Below are 20,756 nucleotides of genomic sequence, written 5' to 3' on the forward strand. Positions count from 1 at the left end.
CCAGACCAACGCGCCAGAGCCCCCAAAGCAACGCGTTGATTCTTTACAAGCCCCCGGCGGGGCCCAGCGGTTCCTGTCCGCGTTCAGTGGCATCTCACCGCACTTCCAGCCCCGCCGCCACCTGATGAGCGCCCCCGGCTACCGAGCCGAGATGACCATCCGCTTCGCGAGCTGGGACCAGGCCACCGGCGCCGCCGACCAGCCCGCCGAAGCCTGAGCACCAGCCCGAAACCCCGGCCCCCACTACGCCCCGACGCATCGTCAGAGACCCACGCAGCCAACAACGTGACAGCGCCCTCCGACGCCTTCACACGCGGCATCATGGCCCTCCAGCAATACATCGCGCGTGAAGGCAAGACTGTGGTCGGAAGAGCCCACATCGAAGAACTTCCCGACGGCACGACCGTGCGACTCGGCGTCTTTCTCAGCAACCAGAAAACCCGACGCGACCGACTCACCGACCACCAACTCACACAGCTCGCCAACCTCGGATACCACTGGGCGGTGTAGCAGCGCAGAACGCCGCCCGACGAGCTCCCCGTCCCGACGCAGAGCCGGCAAACGCCGCACCGTCGGCCCCCGCAACACCCGAACCAACACAGCCGGCAACGCCGTCCGCGGTGGTCGGAGAGGCGTCCGGCCGGCTCGGGCGTGATGGTTCTGTCCGGTCTTGCCGTGCCCCCATTTCCTTCGGTGGCTTGCCACATCGCTCTGGTCACGCTTGCTCACACCAACAGGGCTCCGACGATCACCCTGGAGGCGATTTTGAGGACCACCTGCGGGCGTGAGCAACGCGACGAGACTTCAGGATCTCGCGGGAGGGTCATGTTTCCGGGTCTGCCAGCACACTTGGCCGGCCCGCCCGTATATGTACGGCCGCTTCCACCCGCCCACAGACGGCGGCGAGGAATCAAGCCGGGCTCCTGAGCGCAGCCGGGCGGCCTCTCTATACCCCCCAGGAGTATGTTATGGTGCAGCCGTCATATACCCATGGGGGGTATACAGAAAGGGGTCGGACCCATGTCAACCGTCAATCCCAGGCGCTGGTGGGCGCTCGTCGTGCTCGCCGCAGCGCAGTTCATGGTGATCATGGACACGTCGATCATCGGGGTGGCGCTCCCCGAGATGCAGAAGGACCTCGGCTTCTCGCAGGGCGAGTTGCAATGGGTCTTCAATGCGTACGTCATCGCCTTCGGCGGACTGCTGCTGCTCGGTGGCCGCCTGTCCGACCTGATCGGCGCTCGCAAGATATTCAGCGCCGGCTGGGTCGTGCTGATCGCGGGCTCGATCGTCGCGGCAGCCGCGCAAACGGCCTGGGTGGAGGTCGTCGGCCGTGCCGTGCAGGGCGTGGGCGGTGCGCTGATCGCGCCCTCGGCCATGACCTTGCTGATGATGCTCTTCGCGCACGACCCGAAGGAACTTGGCAAAGCCATGGCGCTCTATGGCGCTGCAGCTCCCGCGGGCGGCACGGCCGGTGTGTTCCTCGGCGGCGTATTCACCGAGTGGCTGAGCTGGCCGTGGATCTTCATCATCTACGCCCCGATCGGCGTTGCCACGCTCGCCGCCACCAAGCTCCTGCCCGCCGTCGGCAGCCGTCGCGGTGCCGTCGACGTTCTCGGAGCGGCCGCGGTCACCGCCGGCCTGGCGCTCGCCGTCTTCGCCATCGTCCGCGCGCCGGAAGCCGGCTGGCTCTCCACCGGCACCGTGCTTCAGCTGGTCGGCGCCGCCGCGCTGCTCGTGCTCTTCTTCGTAATCCAGAAGACGGTGCGCGAGCCGCTCATGCCGCTCGGCATCTGGCGCGTCCCGCGGCTCGGCTCGGCCAACCTCGCCATGGCGCTGCTCGGCGCCGCGTGGATCCCCATGTGGTACTTCCTCAACCTGTACCTCCAGCAGGTCCTCAGCTACGGGGCCTTCGCGTCGGGTGCCGCGCTGCTGCCGATGACCGGCCTGCTGATGATCTTCATGACCGCGATCACCGCGAGGCTGCTCGCGAGGTTCGGAGCCAAGCCGCTGATCGGCGGCGGTCTGCTCGTCCTCGCCGCCGGTCTGTTCTGGCTGTCCGCCGTCGAGCCCACCGGCACCTTCGTGGTCGACGTCCTGCCGGCCTCGCTGGTCGCCGCGCTCGGCATGTCGCTCGCCTACATCCCGGCGATGATGGCCGCGATGTCCGGAGCCCCGCAGGAGCAGGCGGGCCTGGCGTCAGGCATCGTCAACACCACCTACCAGGTGGGCTCGGCGCTCGGCCTCGCCGCGCTGACCGCGGTGGCCACGTCGCAGGGCGCCGGTCAGCTGGGCAACCTGCCTGCACTGACGGATGGCTTCAGCGCCGCGTTCATCTGGGCCGCCGCGATCGCTGCGGCGGGTGGGCTGATCACCCTGCTGGCGATGCGAAGCGACAAGGCGGCTGCAGCGCAGCAGGCCACCGCCGCTCCGGAGAGCGAGCGGGCCAGCGTCTGACGCCGGCGGTACCCACTGAGGCAGGCGGGGCTGCGTAGGCCGCTGGCCACCAGAACAACAGGCCAGAGAACCGGCGAAGGGCCGTTCAGTACAGGATGACCTGAAAAGCCGCCTGAGCGACCAATTACGCCATGTGCGGCATGTCAGCACACGCTGTCCGCGCGAAGTGATCAGGCCGCCGGGCAGCGGAACAGCAGCGGCCGGAGCCGCGGCGGGCGTACCGCTCGACGGACTCCCATGGCAGCCAATGCTGCTGCTTGGTGTCCTCACGGTGCTGTCCGTGGGGTGGAGGTGCTGGCTGCGATACCGAATCTCCCGGCAGGCCATGAAGCGAGTCGCTGAGAAGGACGTTGTCGCACTCTTCTCCGCCATCAGCGACAGCGAAAGCCGCAGCCATCGCACCCGATAGACCAGCCCCGGACCGCGAGGTCCGGGGCCCTAAATGTGGGGGTACTCTCCCGAAACTTCCGCCAAGTGCTACCAAAAGTGCGTGACCTGCGCTGATGCCCACAGAACAGCCCAGAACCCGGTCCTGAGCGTCCGGTCCGGCGGCCCGCGCAGGACATGGCGGCCGAGGCCGCGTCGGGGAACGGTCAGGTGCCGGTCTTCTTGCGCGTCTCGCCGCCGCGGGAGCGGAAGGTCACCCCGGCGTCGGCGAGGAGGCGGTGTACGCCGCCGTAGGAGCGGTTCGTGGCTTCGGCGATGGAACGAACGGAGTCACCGTTTTCGTACCTCTTCCGCAATTCCGTGGCGACCTGGTCGCGGTCCGGGCCCGCCATCAGTTTGCGGGCCGGTGTCTTCCTGGACATCAGCAAATTCCCTCCCACAAGGCAGCAGATACCGCCATGATCGCGTGCAGTGGACGGCTGCGGCCACCGATTCGGCCGAACTGTCACTGCCCGCCGGTACGGTGGGCTCATCCACGGTGCGGCAGGTTGAAGGGACGGTAGTCATGGCGGGCGAGACGCTGGTGACGGTGGTGGGCAACCTGACCGCCGACCCCGAACTGCGGTACACCAACTCGGGTATCCCCGTTGTCGGGTTCACGATCGCGTCCACCCCCGTTATGTTCTTCGCGGTCCTGCAAGAGGGCCGCTGGCCTCCGGGCCCGGCATGACTGTGTCCCCCTGTCGAACAGATGACCTGGGGGTGGTGTCACCGGGCCCGGGAGGTGCCGTCGGAGACGCTGATGAGAGGTCCGGCCACTGCCCGGTCCGGCGCAATGCCGGACAGCTCGCGGGCGGCAGGTCTGCATAACGTGGATGCGCGCGTACGACACCACTGCCGAGGCCGGCACGTTCAACTCGCCTGGAGGGGCGCGATGTTCGATACCGAAGACGTGGGCGTGTTCCTCGGCCTGGACGTCGGCAAGAGTGCTCATCACGGCCACGGACTCACCCCGGCCGGGAAGAAGGTCCTCGACAAGCAGCTGCCCAACAGCGAGCCGAGGCTGCGGGCCGCGTTCGACAAGCTGACCGCGAAGTTCGGCACCGTCCTGGTGATCGTGGACCAGCCCGCCTCGATCGGCGCCCTCCCGCTGGCCGTGGCCCGCGACGCGGGCTGCAAGGTCGCCTACCTGCCCGGCCTGGCAATGCGCCGGATCGCCGACCTGTATCCGGGCGAGGCGAAGACCGACGCTCGTGACGCGGCGGTGATCGCGGACGCGGCCCGCACCCTGCCGCACACCCTGCGCTCTCTGGAACTGACCGACGAGATCACCGCCGAACTGACCGTGCTCGTCGGCTTCGACCAGGACCTGGCCGCCGAGGCCACCCGCACGTCCAACCGGATACGCGGCCTGCTCACCCAGTTCCACCCAAGCCTGGAGCGTGTCCTGGGCCCCCGTCTCGACCACCAGGCCGTCACCTGGCTTCTTGAACGCCACGGATCCCCGGCCGCACTGCGAAAGGCCGGACGCCGCCGCCTCGTCGAACTCGTCCGGCCCAAGGCCCCGCGCATGGCCACCCGGCTGATCGACGACGTCTTCGACGCGCTCGACGAGCAGACCGTCGTCGTGCCAGGGACCGGCACCCTCGACATCGTCGTTCCCTCCCTGGCCCGCTCGCTCGCGGCCGTCCAGGAACAGCGCCGGGCTCTGGAAGCCCAGATCAACACCCTGCTGGAGGCTCACCCTCTTTCCCCGGTCCTGACGTCGATGCCCGGCGTCGGCGTCAGGACCGCCGCCGTCCTGCTGGTCACCGTCGGAGACGGCACCAACTTCCCCACCGCCGCCCACCTCGCCTCCTACGCCGGCCTCGCCCCCACCACGAAATCGTCCGGCACATCGATCCACGGCGAGCACGCACCCCGAGGCGGCAACCGGCAACTCAAACGCGCCATGTTCCTCTCCGCCTTCGCCTGCATGAACGCCGATCCCGCCTCCCGCACCTACTACGACAAGCAACGCGCCCGCGGCAAAACCCACACCCAGGCCCTCCTCCGCCTCGCCCGCCAACGCACCAGCGTCCTGTTCGCCATGCTCCGAGACGGCACCTTCTACGAGTCCCGAACCCCCACCGTCACCCTCGCCGCATGACCAGGATGAAAACCCTCAAAACCGGCAGCACGAACTTGACGAAGGACATAGAGGCACCCCCCCCGCACCTTCGACCGCGAGCGCAGCGAGTTCGTCGACGGGGAGCCTCTGTTCCTGCGCTGTTCGCTCTGGCGCCAGGCCGCCGAGAATGCAGCCCAGTCGCTGCAGCGTGGGATGCGCGTCATCGTCAACGGCAGGCTCAAGCAGCGCACCTTCGACGACAAGGAGGGCCAGCGCCGCACCGTCGTCGAGGTCGACGCCGAGGAGGTCGCGGCCTCCCTCTCCTACGCGAAGGCGGCCGTCACCAAGGTCACCCGCAGTGTCGGCGACGCCCCGCCCCGCCAGGGACAGGCCCCTGCTGCGGAGTCCCGCCCCGCCAGGCAGGCGCAGGCTCCCGCCGGTGGCGAGCCGCACCCGTTCTAAAGTCCAGCGGCACCTGGCACGGTCCGCGGCCGTGGACCAGATCATGAGCAGGAGAAGATCACGGCGGCACCGCCGCCCCGCCCCCGCCGCTGAGGTGGTCCCCATGCAGCAGCCGTTTTCGATGGACGACCTCAAAGCACGTACGCCTCGCCGCGTGGCAGGCGGGCAACCCATTCTTCGAGCAGGGCCTGGTCGACGAGTCGTACTCCCGCACCACGTTCTGCGGGCGCGGCGTGCTCTTGATCACCCACCGCATGGCGCCCCGGCCCGGATGGCGCCCCTATCTCGCGTGGTTCGCGCCAGCCGACGACGGCGCCCGGTTCACAGTCCTTCCGCACGCCCTAGAACACGCGGACGCACGCTCGGCCCGCAAGGCGGCAGAGGCGCTGGCGGCACGGATATGCACCTGCCCGTGACAGCAGTGTGGGTGCCGACAAATCATCCGGCCAGGTCAGGAGCTTGAGCGTTACTGGCAGGCCTTCTGCTCGCGCGCCACTCGCGCCCGTGCTGTTCACCCGGACGGCCGTCGGCGGCATCATGATCTGTCGTGCTGCTGCGCCTGGCCTACCTCGCCGTCACCCATACGTTCACGCTCCTGCGGCTGCTGCCGATGAGTGAGCGGGACAAAGACATCGAGATCCTCACGCTGCGGCACCAGCTGCTGGTCCTACAGCGCCAGGTCGGCAAGCCCGCGTTCACCGACACCGACCGCGCGCTGCCCGCCGGCCTGCTCCATCGTCTCCCGATGAACAAGCTGCGCCGGCTCCTGCTGCTGGTGCGTCCCGACACGATCTTGCGATGGCACCGCGACCTGCTCAAACAGCGCCATGCCGTCACGTGCGCACCGAGGCGGCGGGGGCGCCCGCCCACAGTCCGCTCGATCCGCAGTCTGGTCTTGCGCCTGGCACGTGAGAACAGCTCCTGGGGGTACCGGCGCATCCACGGTGAGCTCGCGGCGCTCGGCATCAAGGTCGCCGCCTCCACGGTCTGGGAGATCCTCAAGGAGCACGGCATCCCGCCCGCCCCCGAACGCGAAGGCACGACCTGGGCCGACTTCCTGCGCAGCCAGGCCGACGCGCTCCTCGCCTGCGACTTCTTCGAGACCCGCGCCATGGCCGGGGCACGCCTGTACGTTTTCGCCGTCATCGAGCACACCACCCGCAGGATCCGGATCCTGGGCGCCACCGCACACCCCACCGCGGACTGGGTGGTACAGGTCGGACGCAATCTCGCCATGGATCTCCAGGACGCGGGCAGCCAGGCCAGGTTTTTGATCCGCGACCGGGACCGGAAGTTCACACAGGCCTTCGATGCCGTGCTCGCCGACGCCGGGTTGGAGGTCGTCACCAGCGGTGTCCGGATGCCCCGAATGAACTCCATCACGGAGCGCTGGACACAGACCTGCCGCAGGGAGCTGCTGGACCGCACCTTGATCTGGAACCAAAGCCACCTCCTGCACGTGGTCCAAGAGTTCGAATCGTTCTATAACGGGCATCGGCCGCACCGGCCCCTCGGCCAAGCCGCCCCGCTCCGCCCGCTACCTGAACCGATCACCGAACCAGGACAGATCGCACATCTGGAGGTCCACCGACGAGACCGGCTCGGCGGAACCCTGCATGAGTACCAACATGCCGCCTGAGCAGGTCGGATGATTAATCGGCACCCGCACCGTCGCCGCTATCAATGTCGGTGGTGGCTGGAACGCTGAACGCATGACCGGCGGCGACGACGAGCGGTGCTACGCGGCCGGATCTACAGCCACGTCTATAACGACCCCGACCTGGGCCCGGCGCCGACGGGTAGGCGGGCAACTCGACGGGCTGCTCTTGGGCGTTACGGGCAGGACACCGGCGCCACCCCGCTCACCGTGCTCGGATCGTTGCTCGGCGGACGTGCGCTGTACGACCCATGCCCCGGCGAGGCGGGCCGCTTCCACTGGACCGGCGATACACCCTGACCCACGAGGAGCCCGGCCGCCCAACCGTATAGGCCCTGTCCGACTAGGGGCTGTCCGATGGGTCGTGTAACGGCGTTCATGGATGCGGGATCGTCCCCGGCAGCCTCAGGGCGGTTAAATGCTCAGGTGGTGAACTGGGCACAGATGTACGACTGCTACGGGGACGTCGATCGCGTCCCCGAGCTCCTGGCGCGGGCCGAGCGGGAGGGCGACGCAGAGGCGTGGGATGAGCTGGGTTATCGGCTGGTCCTCGAGTGCGGCTTGGTGTTTCCCGCCAGTTTTGCCGCACTGCCGCGTCTGGTGTGTCTAGCGTCGCGGAGCGCGCGGGCGCGTGGGTTGGCTGGGACGATCGTCCGGTGCGCGGCAGGGGGCCATGGCTGCGACGACCTGCTGGCGGGCTGTGCCGAAGCGATCGCGGAGTTCCGTGAGCTGCTGGATCGGCACCTGCGGTCGCGGCCGGACGACTACCTCGCGACCTTCCGCGACTTGATCGCGGTCGAAGGGCACTACCACTGGAGTGCGGTCCTGGGGGACTTCTCGGACGACTTTTACCAGGTCGCCTGCCCTCACTGCGCTGTGGAGGTGACGATCGCCATCGGCGGTTGCGGACGCTATTCAGCGATCCGGGACTGGAACCTGGGCGACGTGGACCGACGCGACCTGAGGCCAGCGTCCCCCGAGGGGCTCTCCGGCATCGGTCGTTGGATGCACGAGATTGCCGTCCGTGATGGGGAAGTTGTGCTCGCCGACGGAATCACCCATCTCTTCGGCCAGGCGGAATGCCCACGCTGTGCCAGCGTCTTCAACATCGCGGATGAGTACGCGTCTTCCAATCGCCCTCTCATGTGAGCGGTGTATTGGGAGCGAGCGACTCTGTCTCAGAGGGCGTTTAGGCATGCTTGGTAGAGATAGGTCGCCTTCGAGTCCGGCGGCTTTCGGGTAACTCCGTCCTATTGAGGGTCTAATCGTCTGCCCTGCATTGGTTATCGAGGCATCCGTTTAGCTCGCACATAGCCCTCGGATTCCGTTTGGCATTAGCAATGCCCTGGAAGCTCCCTGCCTGCAGGGAGCTTCCAGGAGTTTCGGGCCATGGTTGTCAGTGGCAAATCCTGACAAAGTGTGTTGAAGCGGTCAGTGTGAATCAATATCAAACGCCCAGTCAGACCTGGCAATCGATCGCGACCTTCAGCACGTCGCCGGATGGGGACGTCAGCAGTGGGAGGGCGGCATCGACAAGGTTGGGCAGCGGCACGCGGTGGGTGACCAGGCCGTCGGTGGTGAATCGGCCGTCGGCCAGCCAGTGCACGGCCAGTGCGACGTCGACGTCCCACAGGTGTGCGGCCGAGCCGACCAAGTAGCGTTCACCCAGCACGAGTTCCGGCAGGGAGATCGCGTGGCGTTCCCCGCCCAGGCCGACGGCGACGACGGTGCCGCCGCGGCGGCAGGCGGTGAGGGCGCGGTCGAGTTGGCCGGGTGCGCCGCTGCACTCGTAGACCACATCGAAGCCCGGCGGGCCCAGTTCGGCGAGCAGGGCGTCGAGCTCGTCCGGCGCGCAGGCTCTGGTCGCACCGTGGGATTCGGTGTGTGCGCGGCGGAACGGACTCGGGTCGACCAACCAACAGCGGGTCGCGCCCGTCGCAAGGGCCGCCTGGGCGGCCAGTTGGCCGACCGTGCCGCCACCGATCACCAGGGCCGTCGCCCCCATCGGACTGGGCGCCTTGCGGACCGCACGCACGGCCACGGCCGCGGGTTCGGCCAGGACCGCCCGCTCCGGTGCGAGACCCTCGGGAAGCGGTACGCAGGTGCGTGCCCTGGCGACCATGTACTCGGCGAGACCGCCGTCGTCCTGCTGGCCCGGCACGGACAGCTCAGGGCACAGCCCCTCCTCGTGGCGCAGGCACCACCAGCACCGGCCGCAGCCGTTGACCACATCCGGCACGACCAGGGTGCCGACCGCGGGGCCGCTGCCGTCCCTGGCGGCCACCACCACCTCGCCGACCACCTCGTGCCCCAGCGTCAGCGGCGCCATCCGGCCGCTCCCGGGGTGCGGGGCGTCGGCCGGGATGATCAGCGGCCCGGCGCGGAACTCCTCGAGGTCGGTGCCGCAAATACCGCACCAGTGCACCTTGACCAACACTTCGTCATCGCGCGTCGGGCGCAGCTCGACTTGCTCGACGCGGAGGTCTCCGCGCCCGTGCCAGCGGGCGGCAAGCATGTGACTGACTCCTCACTCAGACCGTGGGTGAGCCGGAGAGTACATCTGGTCAGACCGGTTTGGCCAGGCATCCACCTGAACAAGATTTCGCTGGTCAGAGGTATTGACGACGAGATGGACCGTGGACAACACTCCGCGGCATGACCGGTCTTACCAGTTCCCCCAGCCAGCCACCTCCCTCCGGCGCCGATGTGGCCTCGATGCTCGAAGAACGCCTGCTCGACGGCGCGTGGGAGCCGGGCACGCGGCTGCCGTCCGAACGAGTGCTCGCCCAGGAGTACGAGGTGAGCCGCCCGGTGATCCGTGAGGCGCTGCGGTCGTTGCAGGAGCGCGGCCTGATCAGCGTTGCGCCCGGCCGCGGCAGCTTCGTACTGGAGGTGCGGCCGAGCAGTACTGGTGGCGATCCGCTGCTGCTGGCCCGCCGCGGCGAAGTGACCGCGCGGCACCTCGTGGTGGCTCGCACGATGCTGGAGGGTGAGGCCGCGGCTCTCGCGGCGCAGCATCGCACCGGCGACGACCTCTCCGATATGCGGCGCATCCTGGCCGCGTTCGACCAGGAGTCTGCGCTGTCGCGGCTCGCCGAACTCGACACGGCCTTTCACGAGACGATCGCGATCGCGTCACGTAACCCGGTGATCCAGATCATGTTCGGCTCGATCCGGCCGCTCACGCATGGCGTGGTGGTGCGCAGCCTTTCCGACCGGGTGGTGCGCGGGGCGGCCGTGCCGCTGCACAACGTGATCCTGGACGCCATCGCCAACGGCGACCCCGATGGTGCGCGTGCGGCGATGACGCAGCACATCGAGGCCGCGCAGCGCTACTACGGGGCCGATCTTGACGCGGCGTTGACCGACGTCCTCACGCGCCGGGCGTCGACCACGCCGGACGCGGCCTCTCTGATCACCGAGGTGAGCCGGTCGATCGCCGACCTGTCCAGCTTCGGCACGAACGACTCACTCTGAAAGGGATCCTATGGCCGTCTTGGCCGGTACCGGCATACGAAAGCGGTTCGGCGGCGTGGAAGCGTTGCGTGGCGTCGACATCAGCATCGAGGAGGGCGAGGTCGTCGGCCTGATGGGCGACAACGGCGCGGGCAAGTCGACGCTGATGAAGGTCCTGTGCGGAGCGGTGCGGCCCGACGGGGGCACGTTCACGATGAACGGCGGGCCCGTTCAGCTGCGCAGCCCTCGCGATGCCACCGCGCACGGCATCGCCGTCGTCTACCAGGACCTCGCGCTGGTCGACCAACGCGACGTCGCCACGAACGTGTTCCTCGGCCGCGAACCGCGCCGGGGTCTGGTGGTCGACCGCGGACGGATGCGGCGCGAGGCGCGGAGCGTGCTCGATGAGCTGAGCATTCGCATCGCCTCGGTGCGGCTGCCCGTGGGCGGTCTGTCGGGTGGTCAGCGCCAGTGCATCGCGATCGCCCGCGCGGTCCACCAGGGCGGCCGGGTGGTGCTGCTCGATGAACCGACCGCGGCCCTCGGCCCGGAGCAACAGGCGAACGTGCTGAAGCTGATCACCCGGCTCAAGGAGCGCGGCACCGCGGTGATCGTGGTGAGCCACAACGTCGACCACGTGCTCGCGGTCTGCGACCGCGTGGTGGTGATGCGCGCAGGCCAGGTCCAAGGTGTGCGAGATGCGCGCTCCACCAATGCGGCCACCATCGTCGGCCTGATCCTCGGTGACATCGCCGCCGACACCGTCGTTCACACGGAGGTGGCGTCATGACCACGACTATCGACATCGCGACGACCCGCGACGCGGCCCCCTCGCCCCTGCGCAAGCTTTTCGGCGCGCACGAGTTCGGCGTGCTGAGCGCAACGCTGCTGATCTTCCTGTTCTGCACGGTGTTCGTGCCCAACTTCCTGACCAGCGACAACCTTATATCGGTGGCGCAGCAGATCGCGTTCATCGGCATCATCGGCACCGGAATGACGCTGCTGGTCATCGCGGGCGAGATCGACCTCTCCGTCGGATCCCAGTACGGCTTCCTGTCGGTTATGACCGCCTACACGCTCACTGAGATGGTGCTACCGGTCTGGCTCGCCACGGTGCTCGTGGTCGGGTTCGGTGCGCTGATCGGGCTGGTCCAAGGACTCATCACCACCGTCGCGAAGGTGCCGTCGTTCGTGGTCACCCTCGCCGGACTGGCCATCCTGCGCGGCGCCGCACTGCTGGTTACCGACGGCGTGCCGATGTCGGGACCGCCCAACCCGGGCTTCCACGATCTGGTCAGCGGCAACGCGATCGGCTCGCTGGCCGCGCAGACGATCTGGATGGCCGCGGTGATGCTGCTGTTCGGTTGGGTGCTCTCGCGCACCAAGTTCGGCTATGACGTCTACGCCACCGGCGGCAACATGAAGGCCGCGACGAACGCGGGCATCCGCGCGGTCCGGGTGAAGGTTCTCTGCTTCGCCCTGACTGGCGCGCTGTGCGGGCTGGCGGGGGTGATCCTGGTCGGCTGGCTGGGCAGCGCAAACCCGTTGACCGGGAACGGATTCGAGCTCAGCGTCATCGCCGCGGTCGTGGTGGGCGGCGCCAGCCTGGCGGGGGGTGTCGGCAGCATCGTCGGCACTCTGCTCGGCGCCCTGGTCGCCGGCCTGATCGGCAACGCGCTCGTGCTGCTCGGCGTCGAAGGGAACTGGCAGCAGGTCGCCACGGGCGTACTCATCCTGACTGCGGTCCTGATCAATCGATTCATCGCCTCCAGGCAATCCGCCCTGCGCTGATTCCGCTCTCCACCACCATTCGCGTTCCTTCATGGCCACCCCCCCCATCTCTTCTCCCGGAAAGAGCGAACAATGTCCGAAAAGTCCATTGGTAGACGGTCACTGCTCGGCGGCGGTCTGTCCCTCGCCGCGACGGGCGCCCTCGCGGCCGCGTGCTCGTCCACCACCGCGACGAACTCGTCGGGCGGCGGCCCCCTTGCCGGCAAGAAGGTGATCTTCGTCGTGCACGAAAAGAACAGCTTCTTCTCGCCCGTGCAGAAGGGGTTCGAGGCATTCGGCCAGGCGATGGGCTGGAACACCCAGTTCATGGGCCCGGCCGCGTTCGACCAGTCGGCCGTGGTGAACATGATGCAGAACGCGGTCAACGCCAAACCGGACGGCCTGATCCTCACCCGTATCGACGAAACCTCCTACGACGGGGTCATCAAGGCGGCTCTGGCGGCGAAGATCCCCGTGATTCTGTCCAATGTGGCCAGTGAGGGTTACGCGAAGCTGGGGGTGGGCTTCGTCGGACAGAAGTTCGTCCCCGCGGGCGTGACCGCCGGTGAACAGATCCTCAAGTACATCGGCAAGCACGGCGGCCGCAAGGACGGCGCGATCATCATCGGCAAGATCCAGGCGGGCAACTCGGCACTGGAGCAGCGCGGTGCGGGTATCCGCAAGGCTGTCGAGGATCACAACAAGGCCAACGGCACCTCCTTCACCACCGAGGACCTGATCGTCGGCACCGATGAGGCAGGCGCGGTGTCGAAGATCAACGACCGTTACAGTCGCGACCCCGCCTCGATCGCGGGCTGGGCGGGCACGGCGTTCGAGTGCCAGTTCGTGTCGACTTGGGCCAAGAGCAAGAACCTGGTCGGCAGGTTCGCCAACGGCGGGTTCGACATGACCGTCCCGGTGCTCAACGGGATCAAGGACGGCAGCGTCGACTTCACCATCGGACAGAACCCCTACGCCCAGGGCTGGGTCGCGGCGGCACTGCTGGCCCAGCAGATCCACCCTGGCTACCCGTCGTTCACCTATGACACCGGCGCGGAGGTCGTCGACGCCGCCAACGTGGCCGCGGTGGCCGACCGGGAGGCGAAGTTCGCATGAGCATCCGTACCGCGGAAGGCCGGTGGTGTCGATGAGGATCGTCGCGCTGGAGACACTGCGCCCGGCCTTCCAGAAGAACCTGTGCGTGGTGGTCCTGCACACCGAGGACGGCCAGGTAGGCCTCGGCGACGCGTTCATGCAGTCCGCCGCCGTCGAAGCCTACCTGCACGACCACGTCGCCCCACTGCTCGTTGGTCAGGAACATCCGTCACCGGAGGCGGTGTCGCAACTCCTGGCCCCTTACGTCGGATTCCAAGGTGGCGGCGTCGAGGTACGCGGCAACGGCGCGGTGGACATCGCGCTGTGGGATCTGCTCGGCCGGCACACCGGGCTCCCGGTGGCGCGGCTGCTCGGGGGCCCGGTCCGCGCCGAGATCCCGGTCTACAACACCTGCGCGGGTCCGGACTACATCCAGGACACCTCCCGCCAGACGTCATCGAACTGGGGTGCGGTCGAAGGACGGTATGAGGACCTGACGGCGTTCCTGAACACCCCCGGAGCGCTGGCGAAGGAACTGCGCGCGGAGGGGCTGCGCGGCATGAAGGTGTGGCCGTTCGACCACGCCGCCGAAGCCTCCGGCGGGACCAGGATCACGCCTGCCGAGATGGACCGGGCGCTCGCGGTGGTGCGGGAGATCCGCGACGCGGTGGGCATGGACCTCGACCTGATGGTCGAGCTGCACGGCCTGTGGTCGCGTCAAGCGGCAGTGGAGATCTGCCACGCGTTGGAGCCGTTGCAGCCGTTCTGGGTGGAGGACCCGGTACGACCGGACGCGGTGGACGCACTGGGCGCGCTCTGCGACGAGGTGGGCGTGCCGATCGCGACCGGGGAGACCGCGCTGGGCCGTCGCGGGTTCCTGCCGATGCTGGGGCAGGGCCGGATCTCCTACTGCACGGTCGACGTGCAGTGGACCGGCGGTCTCACCGAAGCCCGCAAGGTCGCGACCCTCGCGGACACCTTCGCGGTCCCGGTGGCACCGCACGACTGCACGGGACCGATCACCCTCGCCGCCTGCTTCCACCTGACCATGGCCCAACCGAACGCACTGGTACAGGAGACCGTCCGCGCGTTCCTGCGCACCTGGTACCCGCGCGTCGTCGAGGGACTGCCCGAGATCCGCAACGGCCTCGCCCGGCTCAACGACAGCCCCGGTCTCGGGCTCACACTGACCGCCGACCTACGCACCGATCCCGGCACCCGCTGCCGCGTCACGGATCTCACGACTGTGAAAGGACGCTCGTGAACCTCGTCCGCTACCACGACGACAGCGGCCTGCCGCGGGTCGGCGTCACCGGGACAGGCGGGATCCACCCCGTTGACGTTCCCGACATGGCGACCCTGCTGAGGCATCGGGTCACCCGGATCCGGGAGCTCCTCGACTCCGCCCGTCGCCGCGCGCCCATCGATGCGGGCCCGCTGCTCGCGCCGATTGACGGCCGCACCGAGGTCTGGGGTGCCGGGGTGACCTACCTGCGGTCGCGGGCCGCCAGGATGGAGGAGTCACGGCACCAGCTGGTTTACCAGGACGTCTACGACGCCGATCGTCCGGAACTGTTCTTCAAGTCCGCTGCCTGGCGGGTGCGCACCGACGGCGAACCCGCGGGCATCCGGTCCGACTGCACCGACACGGTACCCGAGCCGGAGCTCGCGCTCGTCCTCACCGCGCACGCCGAGATCGTCGGCGCGCTGGTGTGCAACGACTTCACCGCGCGCAGCGTCGAGGCACAGAACCCGATCTACCTGCCGCAGGCCAAGCTCTACGCAGGCAGTTGCGCCCTGTCCCACCAGATCGTGCCCTGGTGGACGATCACCCGGCCGGACGACCTCCCGGTGTCGATCGAGGTGCGCCGAGATGGCACGGCGGTGTTCACCGGGCAGGCGCGCACGTCGACCATGAAACGCGGCTACGCCGAACTCGTCGACTGGCTGTTCCGCGCCGAGGAGTTCCCCGACGGCGCCGTGCTCAGCACCGGCACCGGCGCCGTCCCGCCGCTGGGCGAAGGATTGCGGACCGGCGACCTGGTCCGGGTCGAGATCGGCCAGGTCGGCGAGCTGACCAACGTGATGACGGGCGTGGGCGCATGATCACCGTCAGCCACAATCCGAGGGACGACTCCGTCCTGGGCACCGGGCCGGCGGAGCTGGCGGCCATCCTCGCCGCAGCGGCCGCAGCCGGGCCCGTCCTCGCCGCGACGACAGCCACCCGTCGCGGCGAATGGATCCGAGCCGTTGCCGACGCGCTCGACGCCAACACCGAGGCACTGGTGGACTTCGCCGACCAGGAGACCGCCCTGGGCCGGCCCCGGCTGCCTTCGGAGCTGGCCAGGACCACTGGACAACTGCGCTACCTGGCCGCCTACGCCGAAAGCGGTGCGCCCTTCGAACCGACAATCGACACCGCCGACCCTGCGGCTTCACCCACACCGCGCCCGGACCTGCGCAGCATCCGCACCGGGATCGGCGTGGTCCTGGTGTTCACCGCGAGCAACTTCCCGTTCGCGTTCGGCGTCGTGGGCGGCGACACCGCCAGCGCCTGGGCGGCGGGATGTCCGGTGATCGTCAAGGCACACCCCGCGCACCCGCTGCTGTCCGACGCCATCGCCGAGATCATCCGCGACACGTTGGCTCAGCGGGGCGCCCCGTCCGGGATGTTCGGTCTTCTGCACGGCGTTGACCCGGCGGTCTCCGCGCTGCGCTCGCCGGCGGTCGCAGCAGGCGCGTTCACCGGATCGGAGACGGGCGGGCGGGCGCTGCACGACATCGCGGCGGGCCGCGAGCGACCGATCCCGTTCTTCGCCGAGATGGGCAGCGTCAACCCGGTCGTGATCACCGAGTCGGCATCGACCGAACGTCCCGCGGCCCTGGCCCAGGGGCTGTGCGAGTCGTTCCTGCTGGGCGCAGGACAGTTCTGCACCAAGCCCGGGCTGATCATGGTCCCTGGCGACAGCGCGGTGCCGCGGTTGCTGACCGCGCTGGTCGCCGACCGCCCGGCCCCAACCATGCTCGACAAGAGCATCAGGGACCGGCACCGCACGGGGATCGCCCGGCTCCTCAGCCGGCCGGCCGTCGACGTGGTCGGGACGGGACTCGCCGCGCACCCCACCGGCGCAGGTGAGCAGATTTCGATCGCTTCGGTCGCGGCACGCGAGGTGCTCGCCGCGCCCGAGCCCATCGAGGAACGCTTCGGCCCCAGTACCCTGTTCGTCTCCTACGAGTCACCCGCCGAACTGCGCATGCTGCTCGACTTGTTGCCTGGTTCGCTGACCGGCGCCGTGCACCGGGGGGCGGGCGAGGATGTCCGCGATCTGGTCGGCGCGCTCGCAGTGCGAGCCGGCCGGGTGCTGGTCGACGACTGGCCGACCGGTGTCGCGGTGACCTGGGCGCAGGTCCACGGCGGTCCCTACCCCGCGACCACCGACGCGCGGCACACCGCGGTCGGGGCCGGGGCGATCAGCCGGTTCCTGCGGCCGGTGGCCTATCAGAACGCGCCCGACGACGTGCTCCCCGAATGGTTGCGCGACGCCAACCCCGACGGTGTCCTCCGGCGGGTCAACGGCGCCCTCACAGTGGAGGAGGCAAAGCGGTGAAGACCATCGAGGCCACCCGGCTGACCCCTGCGATAACCCACCACGGCGAAGGACCTGTCTGGCTGGGCGAGCGCGGGCTGGGGGTCCTCGACATGCTGGCGGGCGATATCGTGCTGCTCGACGAGAGCGGCGCGACCACCGACCGGATCACGCTCGGGACCGTGGTCGCGGCGGTGCGCCCGCGCCGCGCCGGTGGATACGTCGCGGGGCTGGAGCGCGGTTTCGCCCTGTTCGACGCCGATTTCGCCAAGATAGCCGAGATCCCGGGCTGGTCGGGCAACACGGTGCGGATGAACGAGGGCGCCTGCGACCCGCAGGGCCGGTTCTGGTGCGGCTCGATGGCCTACGACCTGGCGCCAGGCGCGGGCGCGCTGTGGCGACTGGAAACCGATGGCACCAAGCAGGAGGTGCTGGGCGGCATCGGTTGCTCCAACGGCCTCGGGTGGACCCAGGACGGCACCCGCGCGTACTACGTCGACAGCCTCACCTATGGCTTGGACGTCCTGACCGTCACCCCGGACGGCGCCATCACCGACCGCACCCAGGTCGAGAGTCTCGCCCAGGACGGCTTCCCCGACGGGATCGCGGTCGACCGGGCGGGCGGGGTGTGGCTGGCGCTGTTCGGTGCAGGCAAGTTGATCCACATCGCCGCGGATGGTCGCCGCGACGCTGAGATCACCTTGCCCGTCGCCCAGGTGACCGCCTGCGCGTTCGGTGGCCCCGGTTTCGACCGGCTCTACATCACCACGTCCCGGTACGCGCTGAACGACCCGGAACCCGGGGCTGGGGCGGTGTTCGTCGCCGAGCCGCCGGTGGGCGGATTCGCTCCGTTTCCGTTCGCTGGATGACAACAACCCATTGATGGCACGCGAAATGCTGGAGGCTCACCATGATCGAACCGACTCGTGACTCCATCGTCCGCGCAGAGGTCTCGCGCCGGGCGCTGCTGGCGATCGGCGCCGGAACCGCGCTGAGCGTCGCGGTCGGCGCCGGGACGGCAGCCGCCGAGCCCAAGATCCGGACCACGTACTACGTCGCCGTGAACGGCAGTGACACCGCACCCGGTACCTCCGCGGAACCACTGCGCACGATCAACGCCGCCGCCCAGAAGGCCCAGCCAGGAGACACCGTCCGGGTCCGCGCCGGGATCTACCGGGAGGAGGTCGTCCTCCCGCGCGGCGGTACTCACCCCAGCGCCCGGATCACCTACACCGTCGACAAGGGCGCCGATGTCACCATCACAGGATCGGACCTGTTCACGACCTGGACCCAGGTGTCCGGGGATGTCTGGCAGCTGAGGATTGCGAACTCGTACTTCAACAGGTTCAATCCGTACGCGGAGCAGGTGCACGGTGACTGGTTCGACGGCCACCGCAGGCTCCACCGCCGCGGCATGGTGTACCTCGATGGTGCGTGGCTGCCGGAAGCGACCAGCCTGGCCGCGGTGGGCTCGAACACGGCGGCGTCCTGGTGGTCGAGCGTCGACGGCCTCGTCAACGGGACCGCGCCCACCTACAAGCCCTCCTACGACCCCGACGGCTACACGACGCTGACCGCGAAGTTCCCCGGGGTCAACCCCAACCGGGGCAAGGTCGAGGTCGGCATCCGCGGCACCGTCGTCAAGCCCGCCGCGACGAACTGCGACTACATCACCATCCGCGGCTTCACCCTCCGCAACGCCGCGACGAACTGGGCCGCACCCACCATGGGCCAGGAGGGACTGGTGAGCGCCTACTGGTGCAAGGGCTGGATCATCACGGACAACGAGATCGCCTACTCCCGGTGCTGCGGTATCGCCCTTGGCAAGTACTCCGACGAGCACGACGGCACGCGCGGTACGACAGAGGGCTACTACCTGACCATCGAGGACGCGCAGAAGACGGGCGGCTGGTCGTTCGCGAACATCGGCGGCCACGTGGTGGAGAACAACACGATCCACCACTGCGGCCAGACCGGGATCGTCGGCTCGCTCGGCGCGATCGGCAGTGTCATCGCTGACAACGAGATCTACCACTGCAACACCCAGGGCATCTGGGGCGGGGCCGAGATGGCGGGCATCAAGCTGCACGCCGCCATCGACGTCGTGATCTCGGGCAACCACATCTACAACACCGGTGACAATGCGGCGATCTGGCTGGACTGGATGGCACAGGGAACCCGTGTCCTCGGGAACCTGTTCCACGACAACCGCCGTGACTTCTTCTGCGAGGTCGACCACGGTCCGCTGTTCCTGGCCAACAACGTCATGCTGTCGCGGAACGTTCTCTGGTCCTCGACGGACGGGGCGGCCTGGGCGCACAACCTCGTGGCCGGCGCCATCTCCGCGAACTCGGACGGCAGACAGACCCCGTACATGCAGCCGCACACCACGACGACGATCGCCAACGCGAGCATCCCCCTCGGGGCGCAGCAGTGGATGAACAACATCCTCGGCGGTCCGGCCAACCTCTCCCCGTGGGACTCGGCGAGCGCGGAGTTCCCCAATTCGATGAAGGCGAACGTCTTTACCAAGGGCGCGAAGAAGTCGGCGCAGGAACAGGGCGGCGTCGACGCATCCACGGTGGAATACTTTCCTGCACTCAGCAAGGAGAAGGAGGGCTGGTACCTGACGGTGCCGCGGGCCGAGTCGTGGCGCTCGACCCAGCAACTGGTGAGCACCTCGTCGCTGGCGAACGCGCCGAGGCCGAACCAGCCGTTCACCAACCCGGACGGCTCGGCCATGTCGGTGTCGACCGACTACCTCGGGCTCCAGCGTTCCACCAGCACCCCGTTCCCCGGCCCGTTCGAGACCGCCGGAGGTTCGACCGCGATCAAGGTGTGGTCGCGCGTCGTCCCCACCACCGACGCCTGGGGCAGGCCGGTAGCAACGAATCCCAGCGGTCCGGGCGCGGCGACCGACGCCGCCGGCAACATCACCGTGCACGTGCGCGGTACCGGCAACGGGATCTGGCAGCGCACCTTCAACGGTACGTCCTGGACCGACTGGACCGGGCTCGGTGGGCCCAACGCCGGTACCTTCACCGGCGCACCCGCTCTGACCGCGGTCAACGGCCGCACCGACGTCTTCGTCCGCGGCGTCGACGATCAGCTCTGGCAGCGGACCTGGACCGCCGCGGGCGGCTGGACTGGCTGGACGGCCCACGGCGGCATTCTGGTGGACAGCCCCGCCGCGGCGACCGACGCCAACGGCAACATCACCGTGCACGTGCGCGGTACCGACAACGGGATCTGGCAGCGCACCTTCAACGGTACGTCCTGGACCGACTGGACCGGGCTCGGTGGGCCCAACGCCGGCACCTTCACCGGCGCACCCGCTCTGACCGCGGTCAACGGCCGCACCGACGTCTTCGTCCGCGGCGTCGACGATCAGCTCTGGCAGCGGACCTGGACCGCCGCGGGCGGCTGGACTGGCTGGACGGCCCACGGCGGCACTCTGGTGGACAGCCCCGCCGCGGCGACCGACGCCAACGGCAACATCACCGTGCACGTGCGCGGCACCGACAACAAGATCCACCAGCGCACCTTCAACGGCACGTCCTGGACCGACTGGACCGGGCTCGGCGGGCCCAACGCCGGCACCTTCACCGGCGCACCCGCGCTCACAGCGATCAACGGCCGCACCAACCTCTTCGTCCGCGGCACCGACAACCAGCTCTGGCAACGGACCTGGACCACCGCGGACGGCTGGAGCAGCTGGACTGCCCTCGGCGGCACTCTGAAGTAATCAGACCCGCCCGACCCTGCTGATTCGGCA

Annotated in this window: 16 protein-coding genes and 3 pseudogenes; 17 read left to right on the top strand and 2 right to left on the bottom strand. The window is 68.7% G+C overall.

Annotation, left to right across the window (positions count from 1 at the left end; genetic code table 11):
• Positions 1-7: 7 nt before the first annotated feature.
• The 3 genes and pseudogenes from OG972_RS46625 to OG972_RS46635 form a co-directional block, all read left to right on the top strand.
• Positions 8-217 (top strand): annotated as a pseudogene (locus tag OG972_RS46625) (IS6 family transposase); the annotation flags it as partial.
• A gap of 68 nt (positions 218-285) precedes the next feature.
• Positions 286-510 (top strand): helicase associated domain-containing protein, encoded by a 225-nt coding sequence (locus OG972_RS46630; RefSeq protein ID WP_323135991.1) that lies wholly within the window; start codon positions 286-288, stop codon positions 508-510.
• A gap of 510 nt (positions 511-1,020) precedes the next feature.
• Positions 1,021-2,457 carry an MFS transporter gene (locus OG972_RS46635; protein ID WP_266992874.1) on the top strand — a complete coding sequence of 479 codons (1,437 nt, stop codon included), beginning with the start codon at positions 1,021-1,023 and terminating at the stop codon, positions 2,455-2,457.
• Between the two features lie 593 nt (positions 2,458-3,050).
• Here the strand turns inward: OG972_RS46635 and OG972_RS46640 are convergent.
• A complete protein-coding gene (locus tag OG972_RS46640; protein WP_266992876.1) occupies positions 3,051-3,266 on the bottom strand; it encodes a helix-turn-helix domain-containing protein in 216 nt (71 codons plus the stop codon).
• Between the two features lie 143 nt (positions 3,267-3,409).
• Here OG972_RS46640 and OG972_RS46645 point away from each other — a divergent pair.
• From OG972_RS46645 to OG972_RS46665, 5 genes and pseudogenes are all read left to right on the top strand, one after another.
• A pseudogene (locus OG972_RS46645) lies at positions 3,410-3,520 on the top strand (single-stranded DNA-binding protein); the annotation flags it as partial.
• Positions 3,521-3,778: 258 nt separating this feature from the next.
• On the top strand, positions 3,779-4,993 hold the full coding sequence (locus tag OG972_RS46650) for an IS110 family transposase (RefSeq protein ID WP_266992878.1): 1,215 nt from the start codon (positions 3,779-3,781) through the stop codon (positions 4,991-4,993).
• Between the two features lie 60 nt (positions 4,994-5,053).
• A pseudogene (gene ssb / locus OG972_RS46655) lies at positions 5,054-5,416 on the top strand (single-stranded DNA-binding protein); the annotation flags it as partial.
• Positions 5,417-5,963: 547 nt separating this feature from the next.
• The gene (locus tag OG972_RS46660) at positions 5,964-7,055 is read left to right on the top strand and encodes an integrase core domain-containing protein (RefSeq protein ID WP_266992880.1); all 1,092 of its coding nucleotides are present in this window, start codon (positions 5,964-5,966) and stop codon (positions 7,053-7,055) included.
• A gap of 447 nt (positions 7,056-7,502) precedes the next feature.
• Complete coding sequence (locus OG972_RS46665) at positions 7,503-8,222, top strand: hypothetical protein (RefSeq protein WP_266992882.1); 720 nt, start codon at positions 7,503-7,505, stop codon at positions 8,220-8,222.
• Between the two features lie 310 nt (positions 8,223-8,532).
• Here OG972_RS46665 and OG972_RS46670 read toward each other — a convergent pair whose 3' ends face one another.
• Positions 8,533-9,588 carry an alcohol dehydrogenase catalytic domain-containing protein gene (locus OG972_RS46670; protein WP_266992884.1) on the bottom strand — a complete coding sequence of 352 codons (1,056 nt, stop codon included), beginning with the start codon at positions 9,586-9,588 and terminating at the stop codon, positions 8,533-8,535.
• 140 nt (positions 9,589-9,728) lie between these two features.
• On the opposite strand from OG972_RS46670, the gene OG972_RS46675 reads away from it, so the two are divergent.
• The 9 genes from OG972_RS46675 to OG972_RS46715 all read left to right on the top strand — a co-directional run bounded on the left by OG972_RS46675 (position 9,729) and on the right by OG972_RS46715 (position 20,726).
• Positions 9,729-10,550 (top strand): FadR/GntR family transcriptional regulator, encoded by an 822-nt coding sequence (locus OG972_RS46675; protein ID WP_266992886.1) that lies wholly within the window; start codon positions 9,729-9,731, stop codon positions 10,548-10,550.
• A 10-nt stretch (positions 10,551-10,560) separates the two neighbouring features.
• Positions 10,561-11,319: an ATP-binding cassette domain-containing protein gene (locus OG972_RS46680; RefSeq protein ID WP_266992888.1), complete on the top strand. Its 759-nt coding sequence runs from the start codon at positions 10,561-10,563 to the stop codon at positions 11,317-11,319.
• Positions 11,316-12,320, top strand: coding sequence for an ABC transporter permease (locus tag OG972_RS46685; protein ID WP_266992890.1), 1,005 nt, complete (start codon positions 11,316-11,318; stop codon positions 12,318-12,320). The genes OG972_RS46680 and OG972_RS46685 overlap by 4 nt, the downstream gene beginning before the upstream one ends.
• A gap of 72 nt (positions 12,321-12,392) precedes the next feature.
• Entirely contained in the window at positions 12,393-13,415 is a 1,023-nt protein-coding gene (locus OG972_RS46690; RefSeq protein WP_266992892.1) for a substrate-binding domain-containing protein, read from the top strand.
• Between the two features lie 31 nt (positions 13,416-13,446).
• Positions 13,447-14,658: a mandelate racemase/muconate lactonizing enzyme family protein gene (locus tag OG972_RS46695; RefSeq protein ID WP_266992894.1), complete on the top strand. Its 1,212-nt coding sequence runs from the start codon at positions 13,447-13,449 to the stop codon at positions 14,656-14,658.
• Positions 14,655-15,500 carry a fumarylacetoacetate hydrolase family protein gene (locus tag OG972_RS46700; RefSeq protein WP_266992896.1) on the top strand — a complete coding sequence of 282 codons (846 nt, stop codon included), beginning with the start codon at positions 14,655-14,657 and terminating at the stop codon, positions 15,498-15,500. Before OG972_RS46695 ends, OG972_RS46700 begins: the two co-directional genes overlap by 4 nt.
• A complete protein-coding gene (locus tag OG972_RS46705; RefSeq protein WP_266992898.1) occupies positions 15,497-17,002 on the top strand; it encodes an aldehyde dehydrogenase (NADP(+)) in 1,506 nt (501 codons plus the stop codon). The genes OG972_RS46700 and OG972_RS46705 overlap by 4 nt, the downstream gene beginning before the upstream one ends.
• Positions 16,999-17,850 carry an SMP-30/gluconolactonase/LRE family protein gene (locus OG972_RS46710; protein ID WP_266992899.1) on the top strand — a complete coding sequence of 284 codons (852 nt, stop codon included), beginning with the start codon at positions 16,999-17,001 and terminating at the stop codon, positions 17,848-17,850. Before OG972_RS46705 ends, OG972_RS46710 begins: the two co-directional genes overlap by 4 nt.
• Before the next feature lie 41 nt (positions 17,851-17,891).
• Positions 17,892-20,726: a right-handed parallel beta-helix repeat-containing protein gene (locus OG972_RS46715; RefSeq protein WP_266992900.1), complete on the top strand. Its 2,835-nt coding sequence runs from the start codon at positions 17,892-17,894 to the stop codon at positions 20,724-20,726.
• Positions 20,727-20,756: the final 30 nt, after the last annotated feature.

It is taken from the genome of Streptomyces sp. NBC_01669, from assembly GCF_026339735.1.
In the GTDB taxonomy this organism is placed as follows: Bacteria; Actinomycetota; Actinomycetes; order Streptomycetales; family Streptomycetaceae; genus Streptomyces; species Streptomyces yanii.

Bases quoted from the DNA above. Each gene is read 5' to 3' on its own strand.
- OG972_RS46635 (WP_266992874.1), top strand. From the start codon at position 1,021: ATGTCAACCGTCAATCCCAGGCGCTGGTGGGCGCTCGTCGTGCTCGCC.
- OG972_RS46640 (WP_266992876.1), bottom strand. From the start codon at position 3,266: ATGTCCAGGAAGACACCGGCCCGCAAACTGATGGCGGGCCCGGACCGC.
- OG972_RS46650 (WP_266992878.1), top strand. From the start codon at position 3,779: ATGTTCGATACCGAAGACGTGGGCGTGTTCCTCGGCCTGGACGTCGGC.
- OG972_RS46670 (WP_266992884.1), bottom strand. From the start codon at position 9,588: ATGCTTGCCGCCCGCTGGCACGGGCGCGGAGACCTCCGCGTCGAGCAA.
- OG972_RS46675 (WP_266992886.1), top strand. From the start codon at position 9,729: ATGACCGGTCTTACCAGTTCCCCCAGCCAGCCACCTCCCTCCGGCGCC.
- OG972_RS46680 (WP_266992888.1), top strand. From the start codon at position 10,561: ATGGCCGTCTTGGCCGGTACCGGCATACGAAAGCGGTTCGGCGGCGTG.
- OG972_RS46685 (WP_266992890.1), top strand. From the start codon at position 11,316: ATGACCACGACTATCGACATCGCGACGACCCGCGACGCGGCCCCCTCG.
- OG972_RS46690 (WP_266992892.1), top strand. From the start codon at position 12,393: ATGTCCGAAAAGTCCATTGGTAGACGGTCACTGCTCGGCGGCGGTCTG.
- OG972_RS46695 (WP_266992894.1), top strand. From the start codon at position 13,447: ATGAGGATCGTCGCGCTGGAGACACTGCGCCCGGCCTTCCAGAAGAAC.
- OG972_RS46705 (WP_266992898.1), top strand. From the start codon at position 15,497: ATGATCACCGTCAGCCACAATCCGAGGGACGACTCCGTCCTGGGCACC.
- OG972_RS46715 (WP_266992900.1), top strand. From the start codon at position 17,892: ATGATCGAACCGACTCGTGACTCCATCGTCCGCGCAGAGGTCTCGCGC.